General features: G+C 64.8%; 14 protein-coding genes. 5 read left to right on the forward strand and 9 right to left on the reverse strand.

Annotated features, from left to right (window positions below):
* Positions 1-12: 12 nt before the first annotated feature.
* A complete protein-coding gene (gene ilvD, locus AC07PQ_RS16980) occupies positions 13-1,854 on the reverse strand; it encodes a dihydroxy-acid dehydratase (RefSeq protein WP_007921265.1) in 1,842 nt (613 codons plus the stop codon).
* 310 nt (positions 1,855-2,164) lie between these two features.
* On the opposite strand from ilvD, the gene AC07PQ_RS16985 reads away from it, so the two are divergent.
* A complete protein-coding gene (locus AC07PQ_RS16985) occupies positions 2,165-2,728 on the forward strand; it encodes a hypothetical protein (RefSeq protein ID WP_274304940.1) in 564 nt (187 codons plus the stop codon).
* Positions 2,729-2,806: 78 nt separating this feature from the next.
* On the opposite strand, the gene AC07PQ_RS16990 is transcribed toward AC07PQ_RS16985, so the two are convergent.
* A complete protein-coding gene (locus tag AC07PQ_RS16990; RefSeq protein ID WP_007921262.1) occupies positions 2,807-4,003 on the reverse strand; it encodes a class I SAM-dependent rRNA methyltransferase in 1,197 nt (398 codons plus the stop codon).
* A gap of 275 nt (positions 4,004-4,278) precedes the next feature.
* Here AC07PQ_RS16990 and AC07PQ_RS16995 point away from each other — a divergent pair, with 275 nt between their 5' ends.
* Both AC07PQ_RS16995 and mutM read left to right on the forward strand, forming a co-directional pair.
* A complete protein-coding gene (locus AC07PQ_RS16995) occupies positions 4,279-5,091 on the forward strand; it encodes an HDOD domain-containing protein (protein WP_164485824.1) in 813 nt (270 codons plus the stop codon).
* 34 nt (positions 5,092-5,125) lie between these two features.
* Positions 5,126-5,938, forward strand: coding sequence for a bifunctional DNA-formamidopyrimidine glycosylase/DNA-(apurinic or apyrimidinic site) lyase (gene mutM / locus AC07PQ_RS17000; RefSeq protein WP_053263003.1), 813 nt, complete (start codon positions 5,126-5,128; stop codon positions 5,936-5,938).
* 98 nt (positions 5,939-6,036) lie between these two features.
* On the opposite strand, the gene AC07PQ_RS17005 is transcribed toward mutM, so the two are convergent.
* The 5 genes from AC07PQ_RS17005 to AC07PQ_RS17025 all read right to left on the reverse strand — a co-directional run bounded on the left by AC07PQ_RS17005 (position 6,037) and on the right by AC07PQ_RS17025 (position 10,795).
* Positions 6,037-6,288: a YfhL family 4Fe-4S dicluster ferredoxin gene (locus AC07PQ_RS17005; protein ID WP_007921257.1), complete on the reverse strand. Its 252-nt coding sequence runs from the start codon at positions 6,286-6,288 to the stop codon at positions 6,037-6,039.
* A gap of 157 nt (positions 6,289-6,445) precedes the next feature.
* The gene (gene coaD, locus AC07PQ_RS17010) at positions 6,446-6,925 is read right to left on the reverse strand and encodes a pantetheine-phosphate adenylyltransferase (protein ID WP_003229157.1); all 480 of its coding nucleotides are present in this window, start codon (positions 6,923-6,925) and stop codon (positions 6,446-6,448) included.
* A gap of 115 nt (positions 6,926-7,040) precedes the next feature.
* A complete protein-coding gene (locus tag AC07PQ_RS17015; protein WP_007921255.1) occupies positions 7,041-8,636 on the reverse strand; it encodes a GMC family oxidoreductase in 1,596 nt (531 codons plus the stop codon).
* Positions 8,637-8,792: 156 nt separating this feature from the next.
* A complete protein-coding gene (locus AC07PQ_RS17020; protein ID WP_007921252.1) occupies positions 8,793-9,338 on the reverse strand; it encodes a hypothetical protein in 546 nt (181 codons plus the stop codon).
* 26 nt (positions 9,339-9,364) lie between these two features.
* On the reverse strand, positions 9,365-10,795 hold the full coding sequence (locus AC07PQ_RS17025) for a coniferyl aldehyde dehydrogenase (RefSeq protein WP_102680472.1): 1,431 nt from the start codon (positions 10,793-10,795) through the stop codon (positions 9,365-9,367).
* Positions 10,796-10,940: 145 nt separating this feature from the next.
* Here AC07PQ_RS17025 and AC07PQ_RS17030 point away from each other — a divergent pair, with 145 nt between their 5' ends.
* Together AC07PQ_RS17030 and AC07PQ_RS17035 are read left to right on the forward strand one after the other, a co-directional pair.
* Positions 10,941-11,612, forward strand: a complete 672-nt coding sequence (locus AC07PQ_RS17030; protein ID WP_007921228.1) for a TetR/AcrR family transcriptional regulator — start codon at positions 10,941-10,943, stop codon at positions 11,610-11,612.
* 39 nt (positions 11,613-11,651) lie between these two features.
* Entirely contained in the window at positions 11,652-12,506 is an 855-nt protein-coding gene (locus AC07PQ_RS17035; RefSeq protein ID WP_493185926.1) for a sulfurtransferase, read from the forward strand.
* 120 nt (positions 12,507-12,626) lie between these two features.
* Here the strand turns inward: AC07PQ_RS17035 and AC07PQ_RS17040 are convergent, their stop codons facing one another.
* Positions 12,627-13,460 (reverse strand): AraC family transcriptional regulator, encoded by an 834-nt coding sequence (locus tag AC07PQ_RS17040; RefSeq protein WP_007921226.1) that lies wholly within the window; start codon positions 13,458-13,460, stop codon positions 12,627-12,629.
* Entirely contained in the window at positions 13,457-14,461 is a 1,005-nt protein-coding gene (locus AC07PQ_RS17045; RefSeq protein WP_493185927.1) for a hydrolase, read from the reverse strand. Before AC07PQ_RS17045 ends, AC07PQ_RS17040 begins: the two co-directional genes overlap by 4 nt.
* Positions 14,462-14,508 lie beyond the last annotated feature (47 nt).

The following is a 14,508-nucleotide window of genomic DNA, read 5'->3' on the forward strand; positions in this document are numbered from 1 at the left end:
AGTGGCTGGCAATCACAGACCGTCGAGCATCGCCTTGTTGCGCACCGCGCCCTTGTCGGCGCTGGTGGCCAGCAGGGCATAGGCTTTCAGGGCGGTGGTCACCTTGCGTGGGCGTTTTTCCACCGGCTTCCAGCCTTTCTTGTCCTGCTCGACGCGGCGGGCAGCCAGTTCTTCGTCGCTGACCAACAGGTTGATCGAGCGGTTCGGAATGTCGATCAGCACCTTGTCGCCGTCCTGTACCAGGCCGATGGCGCCGCCGGCGGCGGCCTCTGGCGAAGCATGGCCGATGGACAGGCCCGAGGTGCCGCCGGAGAAGCGGCCGTCGGTCAGCAGGGCGCAGGCTTTGCCCAGGCCCTTGGACTTCAGGTAAGAGGTCGGGTAGAGCATTTCCTGCATGCCCGGGCCGCCTTTCGGACCTTCGTAGCGAATGATGACGATGTCGCCTTCCTTCACTTCGTCGGCGAGGATGCCGCGCACCGCGCTGTCCTGGCTTTCGAAGATCTTCGCGTTGCCTTCGAAGACGTGGATCGACTCGTCGACGCCGGCGGTCTTCACCACGCAGCCGTCCAGGGCGATGTTGCCGTACAGCACGGCCAGGCCGCCTTCTTTCGAGTAGGCATGTTCGACGCTGCGGATGCAGCCGTTTTCACGGTCGTCGTCGAGGGTTTCCCAACGGGTCGACTGGCTGAACGCGGTCTGGGTCGGGATACCGGCCGGGCCCGCCTTGAAGAAGTGATGCACCGCTTCGTCGTTGGTCTGGGTAATGTCCCACTTGGCGATGGCTTCTTCCATGCTGCGGCTGTGCACGGTCGGCAGGTCGGTGTGCAGCAGGCCGCCGCGCGCCAGGGAGCCGAGGATGCTGAAGATGCCGCCGGCACGGTGCACGTCTTCCATGTGGTACTTCTGGATGTTCGGCGCCACTTTGCACAGTTGCGGCACGCTGCGGGACAGGCGGTCGATGTCGCGCAGGTCAAAATCGATCTCGGCTTCCTGGGCGGCGGCGAGCAGGTGCAGGATGGTGTTGGTCGAACCGCCCATGGCGATGTCGAGCATCATGGCGTTCTCGAACGCCTTGAAGTTGGCGATGTTGCGCGGCAGCACCGACTCGTCGTTGTCGCCGTAGTAGCGCTTGCACAGCTCGACGATGGTGCGGCCGGCCTGCAGGAACAGCTGTTCGCGGTCGCTGTGGGTGGCCAGGGTCGAACCATTGCCCGGCAGGGCCAGGCCCAGGGCCTCGGTCAGGCAGTTCATCGAGTTGGCGGTGAACATGCCGGAGCAGGAGCCGCAGGTCGGGCAGGCGCTGCGCTCGTACTCGGCGACCTTCTCGTCAGAAGCGCTGGAGTCGGCGGCGATCACCATGGCGTCGACCAGGTCGAGGCCGTGGGCGGCGAGCTTGGTCTTGCCGGCTTCCATCGGGCCGCCGGAGACGAAGATCACCGGGATGTTCAGGCGCAGGGCGGCCATCAGCATGCCGGGGGTGATCTTGTCGCAGTTGGAGATGCAGACGATGGCGTCGGCGCAGTGGGCGTTGACCATGTACTCCACGGAGTCGGCGATGATCTCGCGGCTCGGCAGCGAATACAGCATGCCGTCGTGGCCCATGGCGATGCCGTCATCCACGGCGATGGTATTGAATTCCTTGGCCACGCCGCCGGCGCGTTCGATTTCGCGGGCGACCAGCTGGCCCAGGTCCTTGAGGTGCACGTGGCCCGGGACGAACTGGGTGAAGGAGTTGGCAATGGCGATGATCGGCTTCTTGAAGTCGTCATCTTTCATCCCCGTGGCGCGCCACAGTGCGCGGGCGCCGGCCATGTTGCGGCCGTGGGTGGATGTTTTCGAGCGGTAATCAGGCATGGAGCACTCCGGGCGGCTAATCAGGTAACAAATGGGGAGTGAGCTTCTATTGACCCCTGGAACACTCAGAAATGGCCGTGTGTCCTGAAGCTGCCGATGACGCCGCGGGATCGCCGCGCGCCTCAGCCTGAGCTCATAAACCCGCCGGGGGATGACTGGCGATGAATCTCGCGATTCTACACCGCTGGCGCCAGGAAGGAATGCCGTGGCCGCTCTACGGCGTCGAATGCCTGGATATGGAAATGGGCAGCCGGCGATCAGGGACTGGTTTAGACTCGCCGGCCTTCGATTACCTTCCAATGGAGCTGGAATGTCCGCGACGCTGCGATCCCTGAGGTTCTACCTTGCCATCGGCCTGGCGCAGGGCCTGCTGCTGATGTGGACCGTCCTCTACAGCGACTTGTCCGGTGTCGCCATGGCTGCGCTGGCGGCTGCCCTGTTGGCGGGCGGCGGGCTGCTGCAGCTGCTGGCCGAGCAGCGACGCCAGCCGCGGATCTGGATCGCGATGCTGCTGGTGGCGCTGGGTGCGGCGGGGCTGGTGTGGGCCTGTCGTGGCCTGCCCTTCACCCTTGGCGTGGGGTTGGGTGTGATGGCCGGCCTGCTGCTGATGACCCTGCTCAGTGCCACGCTGCTGCGGGGGCGTGCTGACCTGTGGCGGCGCCTGCTGGCTAACGGTGCCTGGGTGCTGCTGGCTTTACCGATGCCCTGGCTGGTGCAGTGGCTGTTCAAGCTATGGATCCAGCACCGCCACCTCGACCCGTTCAAGAGCGGGTTGCTGTCCCTGGCGTTTTTTGCCGCACCGACCCTTGCGTTCTCCGGCGCCATGTTCCTCGGCAATTTATGGTGCGCGCGCCGTCGGGCACAGGTCGCCTGAGCGCTGAGTCTTGGGTGAGGAGGGGGCAATCGGCTTGGGCGCCCCTTGCCGCGTGGGGCAAGGGGCGTCCAGTCAGGCTCAGCTGTTAGGCAGCAGGCGGCAGGTGATGCTCTTGATGTAGCGGGTTTCCGGGATGGCCGGGTGCACCGGGTGGTCCGGGCCTTGGCCGCCGCGTTCCAGCAGTTGGATATTGCGGTCCAGGTGGCGGGCGCTGGTGAGCAGGATGTTCTGCAGGTCGTCTTCGGGCAGGTGCATCGAGCACGACGCGCTGACCAGGATGCCGTCCTTGCTGAGCAGGCGCATGGCCTGTTCGTTCAGGCGGCGGTAGGCGCCTTCGCCGTTCTTCAGGTCTTTCTTGCGTTTGATGAAGGCAGGCGGGTCGGCGACGATCACGTCGAAACGCTCTTCGGCGGCCTTGAGTTCTTTCAGGGCTTCGAACACGTCGCCTTCAATGCAGGTGACTTTCTCGGCGATGCCGTTGAGCGCGGCGTTGCGCTCGACACCGTCAAGGGCGAAACCCGAGGCATCGACGCAGAACACTTCGCTGGCACCGAAGGCGCCGGCCTGCACGCCCCAGCCGCCGATGTAGCTGAACAGGTCCAGTACGCGCTTGCCCTTGGCGTAAGGCGCCAGGCGGGCTCGGTTCATGCGGTGGTCGTAGAACCAGCCGGTCTTCTGGCCTTCCATCACCGGGGCCTCGAACTTCACGCCGTTCTCTTCCAGGGCGACCCACTCCGGCACCAGGCCGAACACGGTTTCCACGTAGCGGTTGAGGCCTTCGGCATCACGCGCGGCGGAGTCGTTCTTGAACAGGATGCCGCTTGGCTTGAGGACCTGGACCAGGGCGGCGATCACGTCGTCCTTGTGCTGTTCCATGGTCGCCGAAGCCAGTTGCACGACGAGGATGTCGCCGAAACGGTCGACCACCAGGCCCGGCAGCAGGTCGGAGTCGCCGTAGACCAGGCGGTAGAACGGCTTGTCGAACAGGCGTTCGCGCAGCGACAGGGCCACGTTCAGACGGTGTACCAGCAGCGACTTGTCCAGCGCCAGCTTGGCGTCGCGCGACAGCAGGCGGGCGCAGATCAGGTTGTTCGGGCTCATGGCGACGACGCCCAGCGGCTTGCCGCCGGCGGCTTCCAGCACTGCCTGGTCGCCTGCCTTGAAGCCGTGGAGTGGGGTGGCGGCTACATCGATTTCGTTGCTGTAGACCCACAGGTGGCCGGCGCGCAGGCGGCGATCGGCGTTGGCTTTGAGGCGCAGGCTTGGCAGGGACATGACGTCGCTCCGGAAAAAAGAGCGGGAGTATAACGTGTTGCGCTCGCCGAGAGGCTGGCGAGTGGATATGCGGTGACAGGGCAAACCCGCCGTGGATATCCCGCGCCGGCCCGGCATTGCCCTGAGGCGCCGGTTGTAAAGTTCCTTTCGGCTGGCCATGGGCGCCATCTAAAGGGTTAGAATCGCCGCCTAGCCCAGAGTGCGTACCTATGTCCCAAGCGATGTCCCAAGAGCTTTCCGCCGAACAGATTCAACAGGCCCTGCAAGGCATCAGCGTGCCGCCCCAACCGCAGATCATGGTGGATTTGCAGATGGAGCAGTACATGCCCGACCCTGACCTGGAAGTGATCGCGCGGCTGATCTCCCAGGACCCGGGCCTTTCCGGCGCCCTGCTGAAAATCGTCAACTCGCCGTATTACGGGCTGAGCAACAAGATCGCCTCGATCCAGCGCGCGGTGAACCTGCTGGGCAGCCGTTCGATCATCAACCTGATCAACGCGCAGTCGATCAAGGGCGAGATGAGCGACGAAACCATCGTCACCCTCAACCGCTTCTGGGACACCGCCCAGGATGTGGCGATGACCTGCCTGACCCTGGCCAAGCGCACCGGCTCGCAAGCGGTCGACGAGGCTTATGCCCTGGGTCTGTTCCACGATTGCGGCGTGCCGCTGATGCTCAAGCGCTTCCCCGACTACATGACGGTGCTGGAAGAGGCCTACGCCAGCGCAGGCCCCGAGAACCGCGTGGTGGATACGGAAAACCGTGCGTTCAATACCAACCACGCGGTGGTCGGTTACTACACGGCCAAGTCCTGGCGCTTGCCGGAACACGTGACCAATGCCATCGCCAATCACCACAACGCCTTGGCGATCTTCAGCGACGAGTCGTCGCGCAACAGCCAGCTGAAGAACCTGCTGGCGATCCTGAAAATGGCCGAGCATATCTGCGCGTCCTACCGGGTGCTGGGCAATCAGGTCGATGATCATGAATGGAACAGCATCGGCCATCTGATCCTCGATTACGTCGGTCTGTCCGACTACGACTTCGAGAACCTCAAGGAAACCGTGCGCGAACTGGGCGCGCACTGATTCCCGACCACGTTATAGAGAACACGAGGCGCACATGCCTGAATTACCGGAAGTCGAAACCACCCGGCGCGGTATCGCGCCGCACCTGGAAGGGCAGCGCGTCAGCCGCGTGATCGTGCGTGAGCGGCGCCTGCGCTGGCCGATTCCGGAGGACCTCGATGTGCGCCTGTCCGGCCAGCAGATCGTCAAGGTCGAGCGCCGCGCCAAGTACCTGCTGATCAATGCCGAAGTCGGCACCCTGATCAGTCACCTGGGCATGTCGGGCAACCTGCGCCTGGTGGAGGTCGGCTTGCCGGCGGCCAAGCACGAGCACGTCGACATCGAGCTGGAGTCCGGCCTGGCCCTGCGCTACACCGACCCGCGGCGCTTTGGCGCGATGCTCTGGAGCCTGGACCCGCTCAACCACGAGCTGCTGATCCGCCTGGGGCCGGAGCCGCTGACCGACCTGTTCGACGGCGAGCGCCTGTATCAGTTGTCGCGGGGACGTTCGATGGCGGTCAAACCGTTCATCATGGACAACGCGGTGGTGGTGGGGGTGGGCAATATCTACGCGACCGAAGCGCTGTTCGCCGCCGGCATCGACCCGCGTCGCGAAGCCAAGGGGATTTCCCGGGCGCGCTACCTGAAGCTGGCGATCGAGATCAAGCGCATCCTGGCCGCGGCCATCGAGCGCGGCGGCACCACCCTGCGCGACTTTATCGGCGGCGACGGGCAGCCGGGCTATTTCCAGCAGGAACTATTCGTCTACGGGCGCGGCGGGGAACACTGCAAGGTCTGTGGCACGGGGCTGCGGGAGATCAAGCTGGGGCAGCGTGCGAGCGTGTATTGCCCTAAATGCCAGAGCTGAAAAGCATCGCGGGCAAGCCTCGCTCCTGCACAGGCAAAACCTGTAGGAGCGAGGCTTGCCCGCGATAGCTGTTGTTCTGACGCGGCAACACGACCGATTTATGCCTTGCCGGTGATCTTCCGGTACTTGGCCATCAACTCTTCTTCGGTTTCCGGGTGGGCCTCGTCCAGCGGGATGCAATCCACCGGGCAGACCTGCTGGCATTGCGGCTCGTCATAGTGGCCGACGCATTGGGTGCACAGGTTCGGGTCGATCACGTAGATCTCTTCGCCTTGAGAGATCGCGGCGTTCGGGCACTCGGGTTCGCAGACGTCGCAGTTGATGCAATCGTCGGTGATGATCAGGGACATGGGGCACTCCGGCCGGGGCGGCGGGCCCAGGCATTTGAAAAACCAATGGCGCAATTGTGCCGCATTGGCGAGCGCAGTGCACGCGGGCGCGATGGGAGGGGCGTTTGCAGGTCGACTGCGTGGGAGCTGGCGCGGGCTGCGCCAGCTCCCACGGGGGTTATTTCTTGAAGCGCAGGGTCAGGGCGTCGGCCACGGCCGGATGCACGAACTTGCTGATATCGCCGCCCAATGCCGCGATTTCCCGGACCAGGGTCGAGGAAATGAACGAATAACGCTCCGACGGCGTGAGGAACAGGCTTTCCACGTCCGGCGCCAGTTGGCGGTTCATGTTGGCCAGCTGGAATTCGTATTCGAAGTCCGAAACCGCCCGCAGCCCCCGCAGGAAGACATTGGCGTTCTGCTCCTTGGCGAAATGCGCCAGCAGCGTGGAAAAACCGACGACTTCAACGTTCGGCAGATGCTTGGTGACCTCGCGAGCCAGTTCCACACGCTGTTCCAGGGGGAAAAGCGGGTTTTTCTTCGGGCTGGCGGCGACGGCGATGATCACATGATCGAACAGGCGCGAGGCGCGTTCGACCAGATCGCCATGGCCCTTGGTAATAGGGTCGAAGGTACCTGGGTACAACACTCGGTTCATCGCGTCGTCCTGGCGGGAGTCCGTTGGGGAGTCGGATGGTATCGCAGCCTTTCCGGTCGGCCAAGTCGCCTGTAACGGAAGAAAGCACTATAGACGACGAAAATAAGCGGCGTTTTCACCCGCTTTTCAGCCGTTCGGCCAAGGCCGTGGCCAGTTGCGCGGTCAGGCCGTAGACCGACAATTGCGGATTGGCGCCGATGCTGGTGGGGAACAGCGAACCGTCGTGGATCGACAGATTGGCCAGCTGGTGATGCCGGCCCAGGCTGTCGGCGACGGCGTTTTTCGGGTCTTCGCCCATGGCGCAACCGCCCATCACATGGGCGCTGCCCAGGCGGGTGCGGTACAGCGCAAGGTTCAGGCCGTCGATCAGTGTCTTGGCCTCGGCCAGGGTCTTCACGTAGCGGGCATCGCTGTGCATCGGCATGACCGCCTTGGCGCCGCCGGCGAACTGGATCTGCGCCATGCTGTGAAAGGCCCGGCGCACGCCATCCCAGGCGTAGTCCGAGACCTGATAGTCGAGCACCGGTGAGCCGTCGCCGCGCAGTTCCACGCTGCCGCCGCTGCTGTCCGGGTGAAAACCGTCGCGCAGCAGCGCGAGCATGGCATGGGTATGGGGCAACTGCTGCATGTTCAGGGCGCTCTGCGGGCCGAAACCGCCGAGCAGGGTGGCGGCCAGCGCCGGTTGCAGCGGCGGCACCTCGAGTTTGTAGGACATTTTGCCGGTGGTGCCGTCCAGCCACTGGAAATGGTCGGAGTAGATCGACTGCGGCGCCCCGTAAAAGGGGTTGATCACCTGGTCGAACTGCCCGGCGGAAAAATTCACCAGGTGCAGGAAGGTGCGTTTGCCCAGGCGCTTGTGCGGGTCGGCCGCGTCGGAGCGCAGCAGCAGGGCCGGGCTGTTGATCCCGCCACCGGCCAGTACGTAGTGCCGGGCCTTGACCTTGATGGTACGCCCGGTGGGCGCCACGCAGCGCTCGTCCATGGCCAGGCAGAGCAGGCTTTCGACCTGGTCGCCCTTGATCTGCAGGCGCTCGGCGCGGGCCAGGTACAGCAGCTCGCCGCCTTTCTCCAGGGTCGCGGGAATGGTGGTGACCATCATCGACTGCTTGGCGTTGGTCGGGCAGCCCATGCCGCAATAGCCGAGGTTCCAGCAGCCGCGCACGTTGCGCGGGATCACGTGCCAGCTGTAGCCGAGTTTCTCGCAGCCGATCCTGATCACGTCGTTGTTGGCGTTGGGCGGCATGATCCACGGGGCGATCCCCAGGCGTTGCTCCATCTTCGCGAACCAGGGGGCCATCTCGGCCGGGCTGTGGCCCTTGACGTCGTGCTCCTTGGCCCAGTGCTCCAGGGTCGGCTCAGGGGTACGGAAGCTGGACGTCCAGTTGATCAGGGTGGTGCCGCCGACCGCCCGGCCTTGCAGGATGGTGATGGCGCCATCCTTGCTCATGCGGCCGATGCCTTCCTGATAGAGGCTGGCGTAGGCCTGGTCCTCGAGCATCTTGAAGTCGTCGCTGGTCTTGAGTGGCCCTTCCTCGATCAGCAGCACCTTGTAGCCGGCGGCGCTGAGGATCTCGGCGGTGGTGCCGCCGCCCGCGCCGCTGCCGATGATGGCGACATCCGCTTCGAGGGTCAGGTCCTCCTGCAATTGCGCGCCGTTGTAGGTTTTCCAGCCGCGGGCCAGGCCTTCGCGAAACAGATCGGGTACAGGCATATCAGGCACTCTCTAGTTGTTCTGGGGCTTCTGGGTGCTTGTGTAGCCGCTGCCGAAGGCTGCGACAAGGTCCGTAGGACCTTTCTAGGGCTTCAGGAGCGCGTCTCCTGCGGAGCCGATCGCAGCCTTCGGCAACGGCTACAGAGCGAGCAGTCTTCAGATCCTGGGTGGCCCGGGATAACCGCAATGGGCCCAGGATTCGGGACGGCTGTACCAGGCCATCATCACCAGTTGCAGCAGGGACGCGTGGCCCATGCGCAGCAGGCTGAGGGAGCTGTTTTCCCAGCGCTTGAGAAACTGGCGGATGTCTTCGGCGCTGGCGTTTTCCCAACTGCCCCAGATGCCGGTCAGGGGGCCGCGCGTGATGCCCATGCCCAGCACGTCGAACAGCTGCTGGGTGAGCTTGAGCATTTCCGGCGACAGGTGGTCGAGGCTGTAATCCAGGCTTTTCAGGGTGGCGTCGAGCGCCGCCGGCAACTTCTCGGCGGCCACGGCACCGTCGAGCATGACCGGGAGCAGCGCCCGCAGAATCGGCAGGTCGCTGCTGCGCAATGCGGCAAAGCCGCTGGCAGGGGTGCTGGACGAGCAACCGCTGAGGCTGGCGCCGAGGCCGGCGGTGGTCAGGAACGCGCTGGCGCACAGGCCGATTTTCAACAGGCCACGGCGCGACAGTACGGGGGCGGCAGGCAGGCTGGGAGTCATTATTGTTATTACCCGCAATGGTCTGGTTAACGGATGAACAGCTTCTGGATCAGCTTCTGGATCGGTTTGCCATAGGGCGGGTAGATCAGCCGCGCGGCATTCAGGCGCTGCTTGCTCAGCACTCCCTTGGCCTTGCTGAAGGTCAGGAAACCCTCGTGACCGTGGTAATGGCCCATGCCCGAGTGGCCGATGCCGCCGAACGGCATGTCGTCCTGGGCGACGTGCAGCAGGGTGTCGTTGAGGCAGACCCCGCCCGAGTGGGTTTCGTTGAGTACCCGGTCCTGCTCGGCCTTGTCGTAGCCGAAGTAATAGAGCGCCAGCGGGCGAGGGCGCTGGTTGATGTAGGCGAAGGCCTGGTCCAGGCCGGTGTAGGGCACGATCGGCAGGATCGGGCCGAAGATCTCATCCTGCATCACCGTCATGTCGTCGCTGACATTCAGCATCAGGCTGTGGCCCATGCGCCGTTCCTGGTTCTCTTCGAACAGCGGGATCAGCAGCGCGCCCTTGCTGGTGGCGTCGCTGATGTAGCTGTTCAGGCGCGCCAGCTGCCGTGGGTTGATGATCGCGGTGTAGTCGGGGTTGTCGACCAGGGTCGGGAAGAAACCACGGACCACCTGGCGATAGACGTCGACGAAGGCGCCGACGCGGTGTTCCGGGACCAGCACGTAGTCCGGGGCGACGCAGGTCTGGCCGGCGTTCATGGTCTTGCCGAAGGCGATGCGTTCGGCGGCGTCCTTGAGCGGTACGTCGTCGGACACGATGGCCGGAGACTTGCCGCCCAGCTCCAGGGTCACCGGGGTCAGGTTTTCCGCCGCGGCGCGCATCACATGCTTGCCGATGCTGGTGGCGCCGGTGAACAGCAGGTGATCGAAGGGCAGCCGGGAGAAGGCCACGCCCACGTCGGCTTCGCCCAGCACCACGGCGACCAGGTCCTCGGGGAACGCCTTGGCCAGCAGGCGCTTGAGCAGCAGGCCGGTGGCGGGGGTCGATTCGCTGAGCTTGAGCAGCACCCGGTTGCCGGCGGCGAGCGCGCCCACCAGCGGGCCGATGGCCAGGTACAGGGGGTAGTTCCACGGCACGATCACCCCCACCACGCCCAATGGCTGGTAGACGACCTTGGCCGAGGCCGGCTGGAAGGCCACGCCGACCTTGCGCCGCGAAGGTTTCATCCAGCCCTTGAGGTGTTTGCTGGCGTAGTGGATGCCATGCAGGCTGGGCATGATTTCGGCGAGCAGGGTTTCGTCGGCGCTGCGATGGCTGAAATCTTCGCTGATGGCATCGATCAGGGCCTGGCGTTCGCTGTCGAGCAGTTCGCGCAGGCTCTTGAGCCATTGCTGGCGCTGGGCGGCGGGCGGCATGGGGTTGGCCGCGAAGGCCTGGCGCTGGGCGGCGAACAGACGGTGGAGCTCATCCAGCTGCTGGTGGGCTTCCGGCAAGTAGGCGATTTCGGCAGACATGGGCGGCTCCGGTTTTTGTGGGTTGAAGGTTTTTAGAGTTTATACTCTAAAGTGTCAAATGACATCCCGGGCCGGCTTTGATTTATCCCGTTGGGGATAGGTCGTAAGATGCCGGGCAACGCCTTCTCGATTAAAGCCCACGCTCATGGCCCCACGCATAAAAACCCGCGAACGTATCGTCCAGAACAGCCTGGAGCTGTTCAACCAGCAAGGCGAACGCAGTGTCAGCACCAATCACATTGCGGCCCACATGGAGATTTCGCCGGGCAACCTGTATTACCACTTCCCCAACAAGCAGGCGATCATCGCCGTGCTGTTCTGCGAGTACGAAGCCCTGGTCGACAGCTTCCTGCGCCTGCCCCAGGGCCGTACCGTGACCGTCGAGGACAAGCGCTATTACCTGCAGGAGCTGCTGGCCGCCATGTGGCGCTATCGCTTCTTGCACCGTGACCTGGAACACCTGCTCGACAGCGACGCCGAACTGGCCGCCCGTTATCGGCGCTTCTCCCAGCGCTGCCTGATCCACGGCATGGTGATCTACGAAGGTTTCGTCGAGGCCGGCATCCTGCGGATGGACAAGGTGCAGATCGAATCCCTGACCCTCAATGCCTGGATCATCCTTACCTCCTGGGTGCGTTTTTTGTGCACCACCCGGGAAAACTCCGCGCACCTGAGCGAAGAAGCCATCAAGCGCGGTGTGTACCAGGTGCTGGTGCTGGAGGCCGGATTTGTCACCGACCACGCCCGGGAGGCGGTCGACGCGCTATACGACGAGTTTTACGTGCCCCTGGGGCAAGCCCTGGAAGAAGTGCAGTAGGATCTGGATCAAGTCATCGTTCAATTACTGGAGCCCGTCATGCCCATCGCGCAACTGATCAGTCCACAGCAATTGGCCGCTCGCCTGGAGCAGCCCGGGCTGGTGATTCTCGATTGTCGTTTTGCCCTGGAAGACCCGGATTACGGCCAGCGCAGTTATGCCGGGGGGCATCTGGCCGGCGCGCATTTTGCCGATCTGGAACGCGACCTCAGTGGCCGGGTGGTCAAGGGCGTGACCGGGCGCCATCCGTTGCCCGAACCGGCGACGCTGGTCGCGCGCCTGCAAGCCTGGGGCATCGACGCCGACAGTGACATCGTGCTTTACGACGACGGCCCCGGTGCCTATGCCGCCCGCGCCTGGTGGCTGCTGGCCTGGTTGGGCAAGCGCGACGGCGTATTCATTCTCGACGGCGGCTTGAAAGCCTGGCACGCCGCGGGCCTGCCATTGAGCCTGGATCTACCGACCAATGTCCTCGGCCACTTCACTGGCCTGCCCGACAAAACCCTGTTGTTGAGTGCCGAGCAACTGCAAAAGCGCCTCGGCCAGCCGACCCTGACCCTGCTCGACGCCCGCGGCCAGCCACGTTTTCGCGGCGAGGTGGAGCCGATCGACCCGGTGGCCGGGCATATCCCCGGTGCGCAATGCGCGGCTTTCACCGACAACCTGGACAGCGACGGCCGTTTTCTGCCGGCCGATCAGCTCAAGAAGCGCTTTGCCGCGAAGCTGGGCGAGCGTTCGCCGAGCGAACTGGTGGCGTACTGCGGCTCGGGCGTGACCGCCTGTCACAACCTGTTCGCCCTGTGCCTGGCCGGTTATCCCCTGGGCAGGCTGTATGCCGGCTCCTGGAGCGAATGGATCACCGATCCGCAGCGCGCGGTCGCCACCGGCGACTGAGGCCCCTCACCGTAGGAGCGAAGCTTGCTCGCGATCCAGGCGCTGCGTTGTTTCTGCTGGACCGCCTCGCCTGAGATGTTTTCGCGAGCAAGCTTCGCTCCTACAGGGGCAGGCGCTGTTTCAGAGGGACTGGCGGGCGCTGCGATAGGCCGCCGGCCCCACGCCGTAGACCTGCTTGAACTGCCGGCTCAGATGGCTCTGGTCGGCGAACCCCAATTGTGTCGCCACTTCCAGCGGCAGGCAGCCGTCGCGCAGCAGTGCCCGGGCCTGGGCGATGCGCTGTTGCATCAGCCAGGTGTGCGGCGGCATGCCGGTGGCGCGGCGGAACACCCGGGCGAAATGGAACGGCGAGAGATTCACCGCCGCGGCCAGTTCCTCCAGGGAGGGCGGGGCCGCCAGCTGCGCTTGCAGCAACTCCTTGGCCTGGACGATCGCCCGGTGTTCCCGCCCGGGTTTGCCCGGCGCCTTGATCCCGGCGTGACGCCGCAGTAGCAAGAGCATCATTTCCCGCCACAGGGTCTGTTGTTGCAGGGCGGTGGCCGGGCTTTCCAGCAGTTGATGCAACTGGCAGAAACCGCTGACCAGATCGGGGTCGCGATACAGCGTAGCGCCGAAGGCCGGCAGGCTGTCGGTGGGTAGTTCCAGCTCGCCGAGCATGGCGAGGATCTGCGCGTTGTCCGGATAAAACGCCCGGTACAGCCAGCCGTCCTCGGTGCCTTTGTGGCCGGTGTGCAGCTCGTCCGGGTTGATCAGCACCAGGGTGCCACGCCCCGCCAGATGCTCGGCGCCGCGATAACGGTAGCGCTGGGCGCCGTCCATGATCATGCCGATCACATAGCCGTCATGCACATGGGGCACGAAGCGATGCTCGATGTAGCGCGCGGCCAGCAACTCCACGCCGGCCAGGGGCGCGGTCTGCCAGAAACGGATCGACTCGCCCTGGCCGCCATTCATCGCAACTCGCCCCCCAGGTTGGACAGCCACTGGGGAATGCGCCGCTCCAGGTAGTAACCCGGAGTCTTCACCGAACCCTCGACAAAACCGACGTGCCCACCCTTGGCCTGCAGCTCGAGGTGGGTGCTGTCGGACAGCTCGCCGGCTTCCGGCAGGCTGTGGGGGAACACGAAAGGATCGTCCGCGGCCTGGATAATCAGGGTTTGCGTGCGGATTTCCCCGAGGAAATAACGGCTGGAGGCGCGCCGGTAATAGTCCTGGGCATCGGCGAAGCCATTCAGCGGCGCGGTGACCCGGCCGTCGAAGTCCCAGAAGGTGCGCATCTTCTCCAGCGGCCCCAGCCGCTCCAGCACGGCCAGGCCCTCATGGCGCCCGTCGTGCTGGAACTGGCGTTGCTTGTCCTTGATGTAGGCCAGCATCTCGCGCATGAAATGCGCCTGGTAGACCTTGGAAAACCCCTGGCCGATGCGGTCGGCGCACTGGTCCAGGCGAAACGGCACCGACACCGCGACGGCGCCTTGCAGCTGGCTGGCGCTGCCGCTTTCCCCCAGGTGCTTGAGCAATACATTGCCGCCCAGCGAGTAGCCCACCGCGAACAGCGGGGCCTGCGGGCGTTTGCTGCGCAGGTGGTCGATGGCGGCGGCCAGGTCTTCGCTGGCCCCCGAGTGATAGCTGCGCGGCAGCAGGTTGGGTTCGCCCGAGCAGCCGCGCCAGTTCAACGCCGCGCTGGCCCAGCCCTGGCCCGCCAGGGCCTTTTGCAGGCCGGCCACGTAAGGCGAGTTGGAAGAGCCGGACAGGCCGTGCAGCACCAGCACCAGGGGCGCGGTGGCGGAGTGCGGGCCGTGCCAGTCGAGATCGAGAAAGTCGCCGTCGTCGAGCCACAGGCGTTCGCGCTGGCGCTCGAGGTGAGTGGTCTTGCGCCATAGCGGGCCCCACAGGGTCTGCAGGTGCGGGTTGCCGAGGCCGAAGGCGGGAATGAAGCGATCTGACGGAGTAGGCACGGTGATTCTCGTAGCAGCGGTGCGCGTCCCCGGCGGGGTTGCGCACC

The sequence above is a fragment of the Pseudomonas sp. GW821-FHT09E12 genome, from assembly GCF_059416085.1.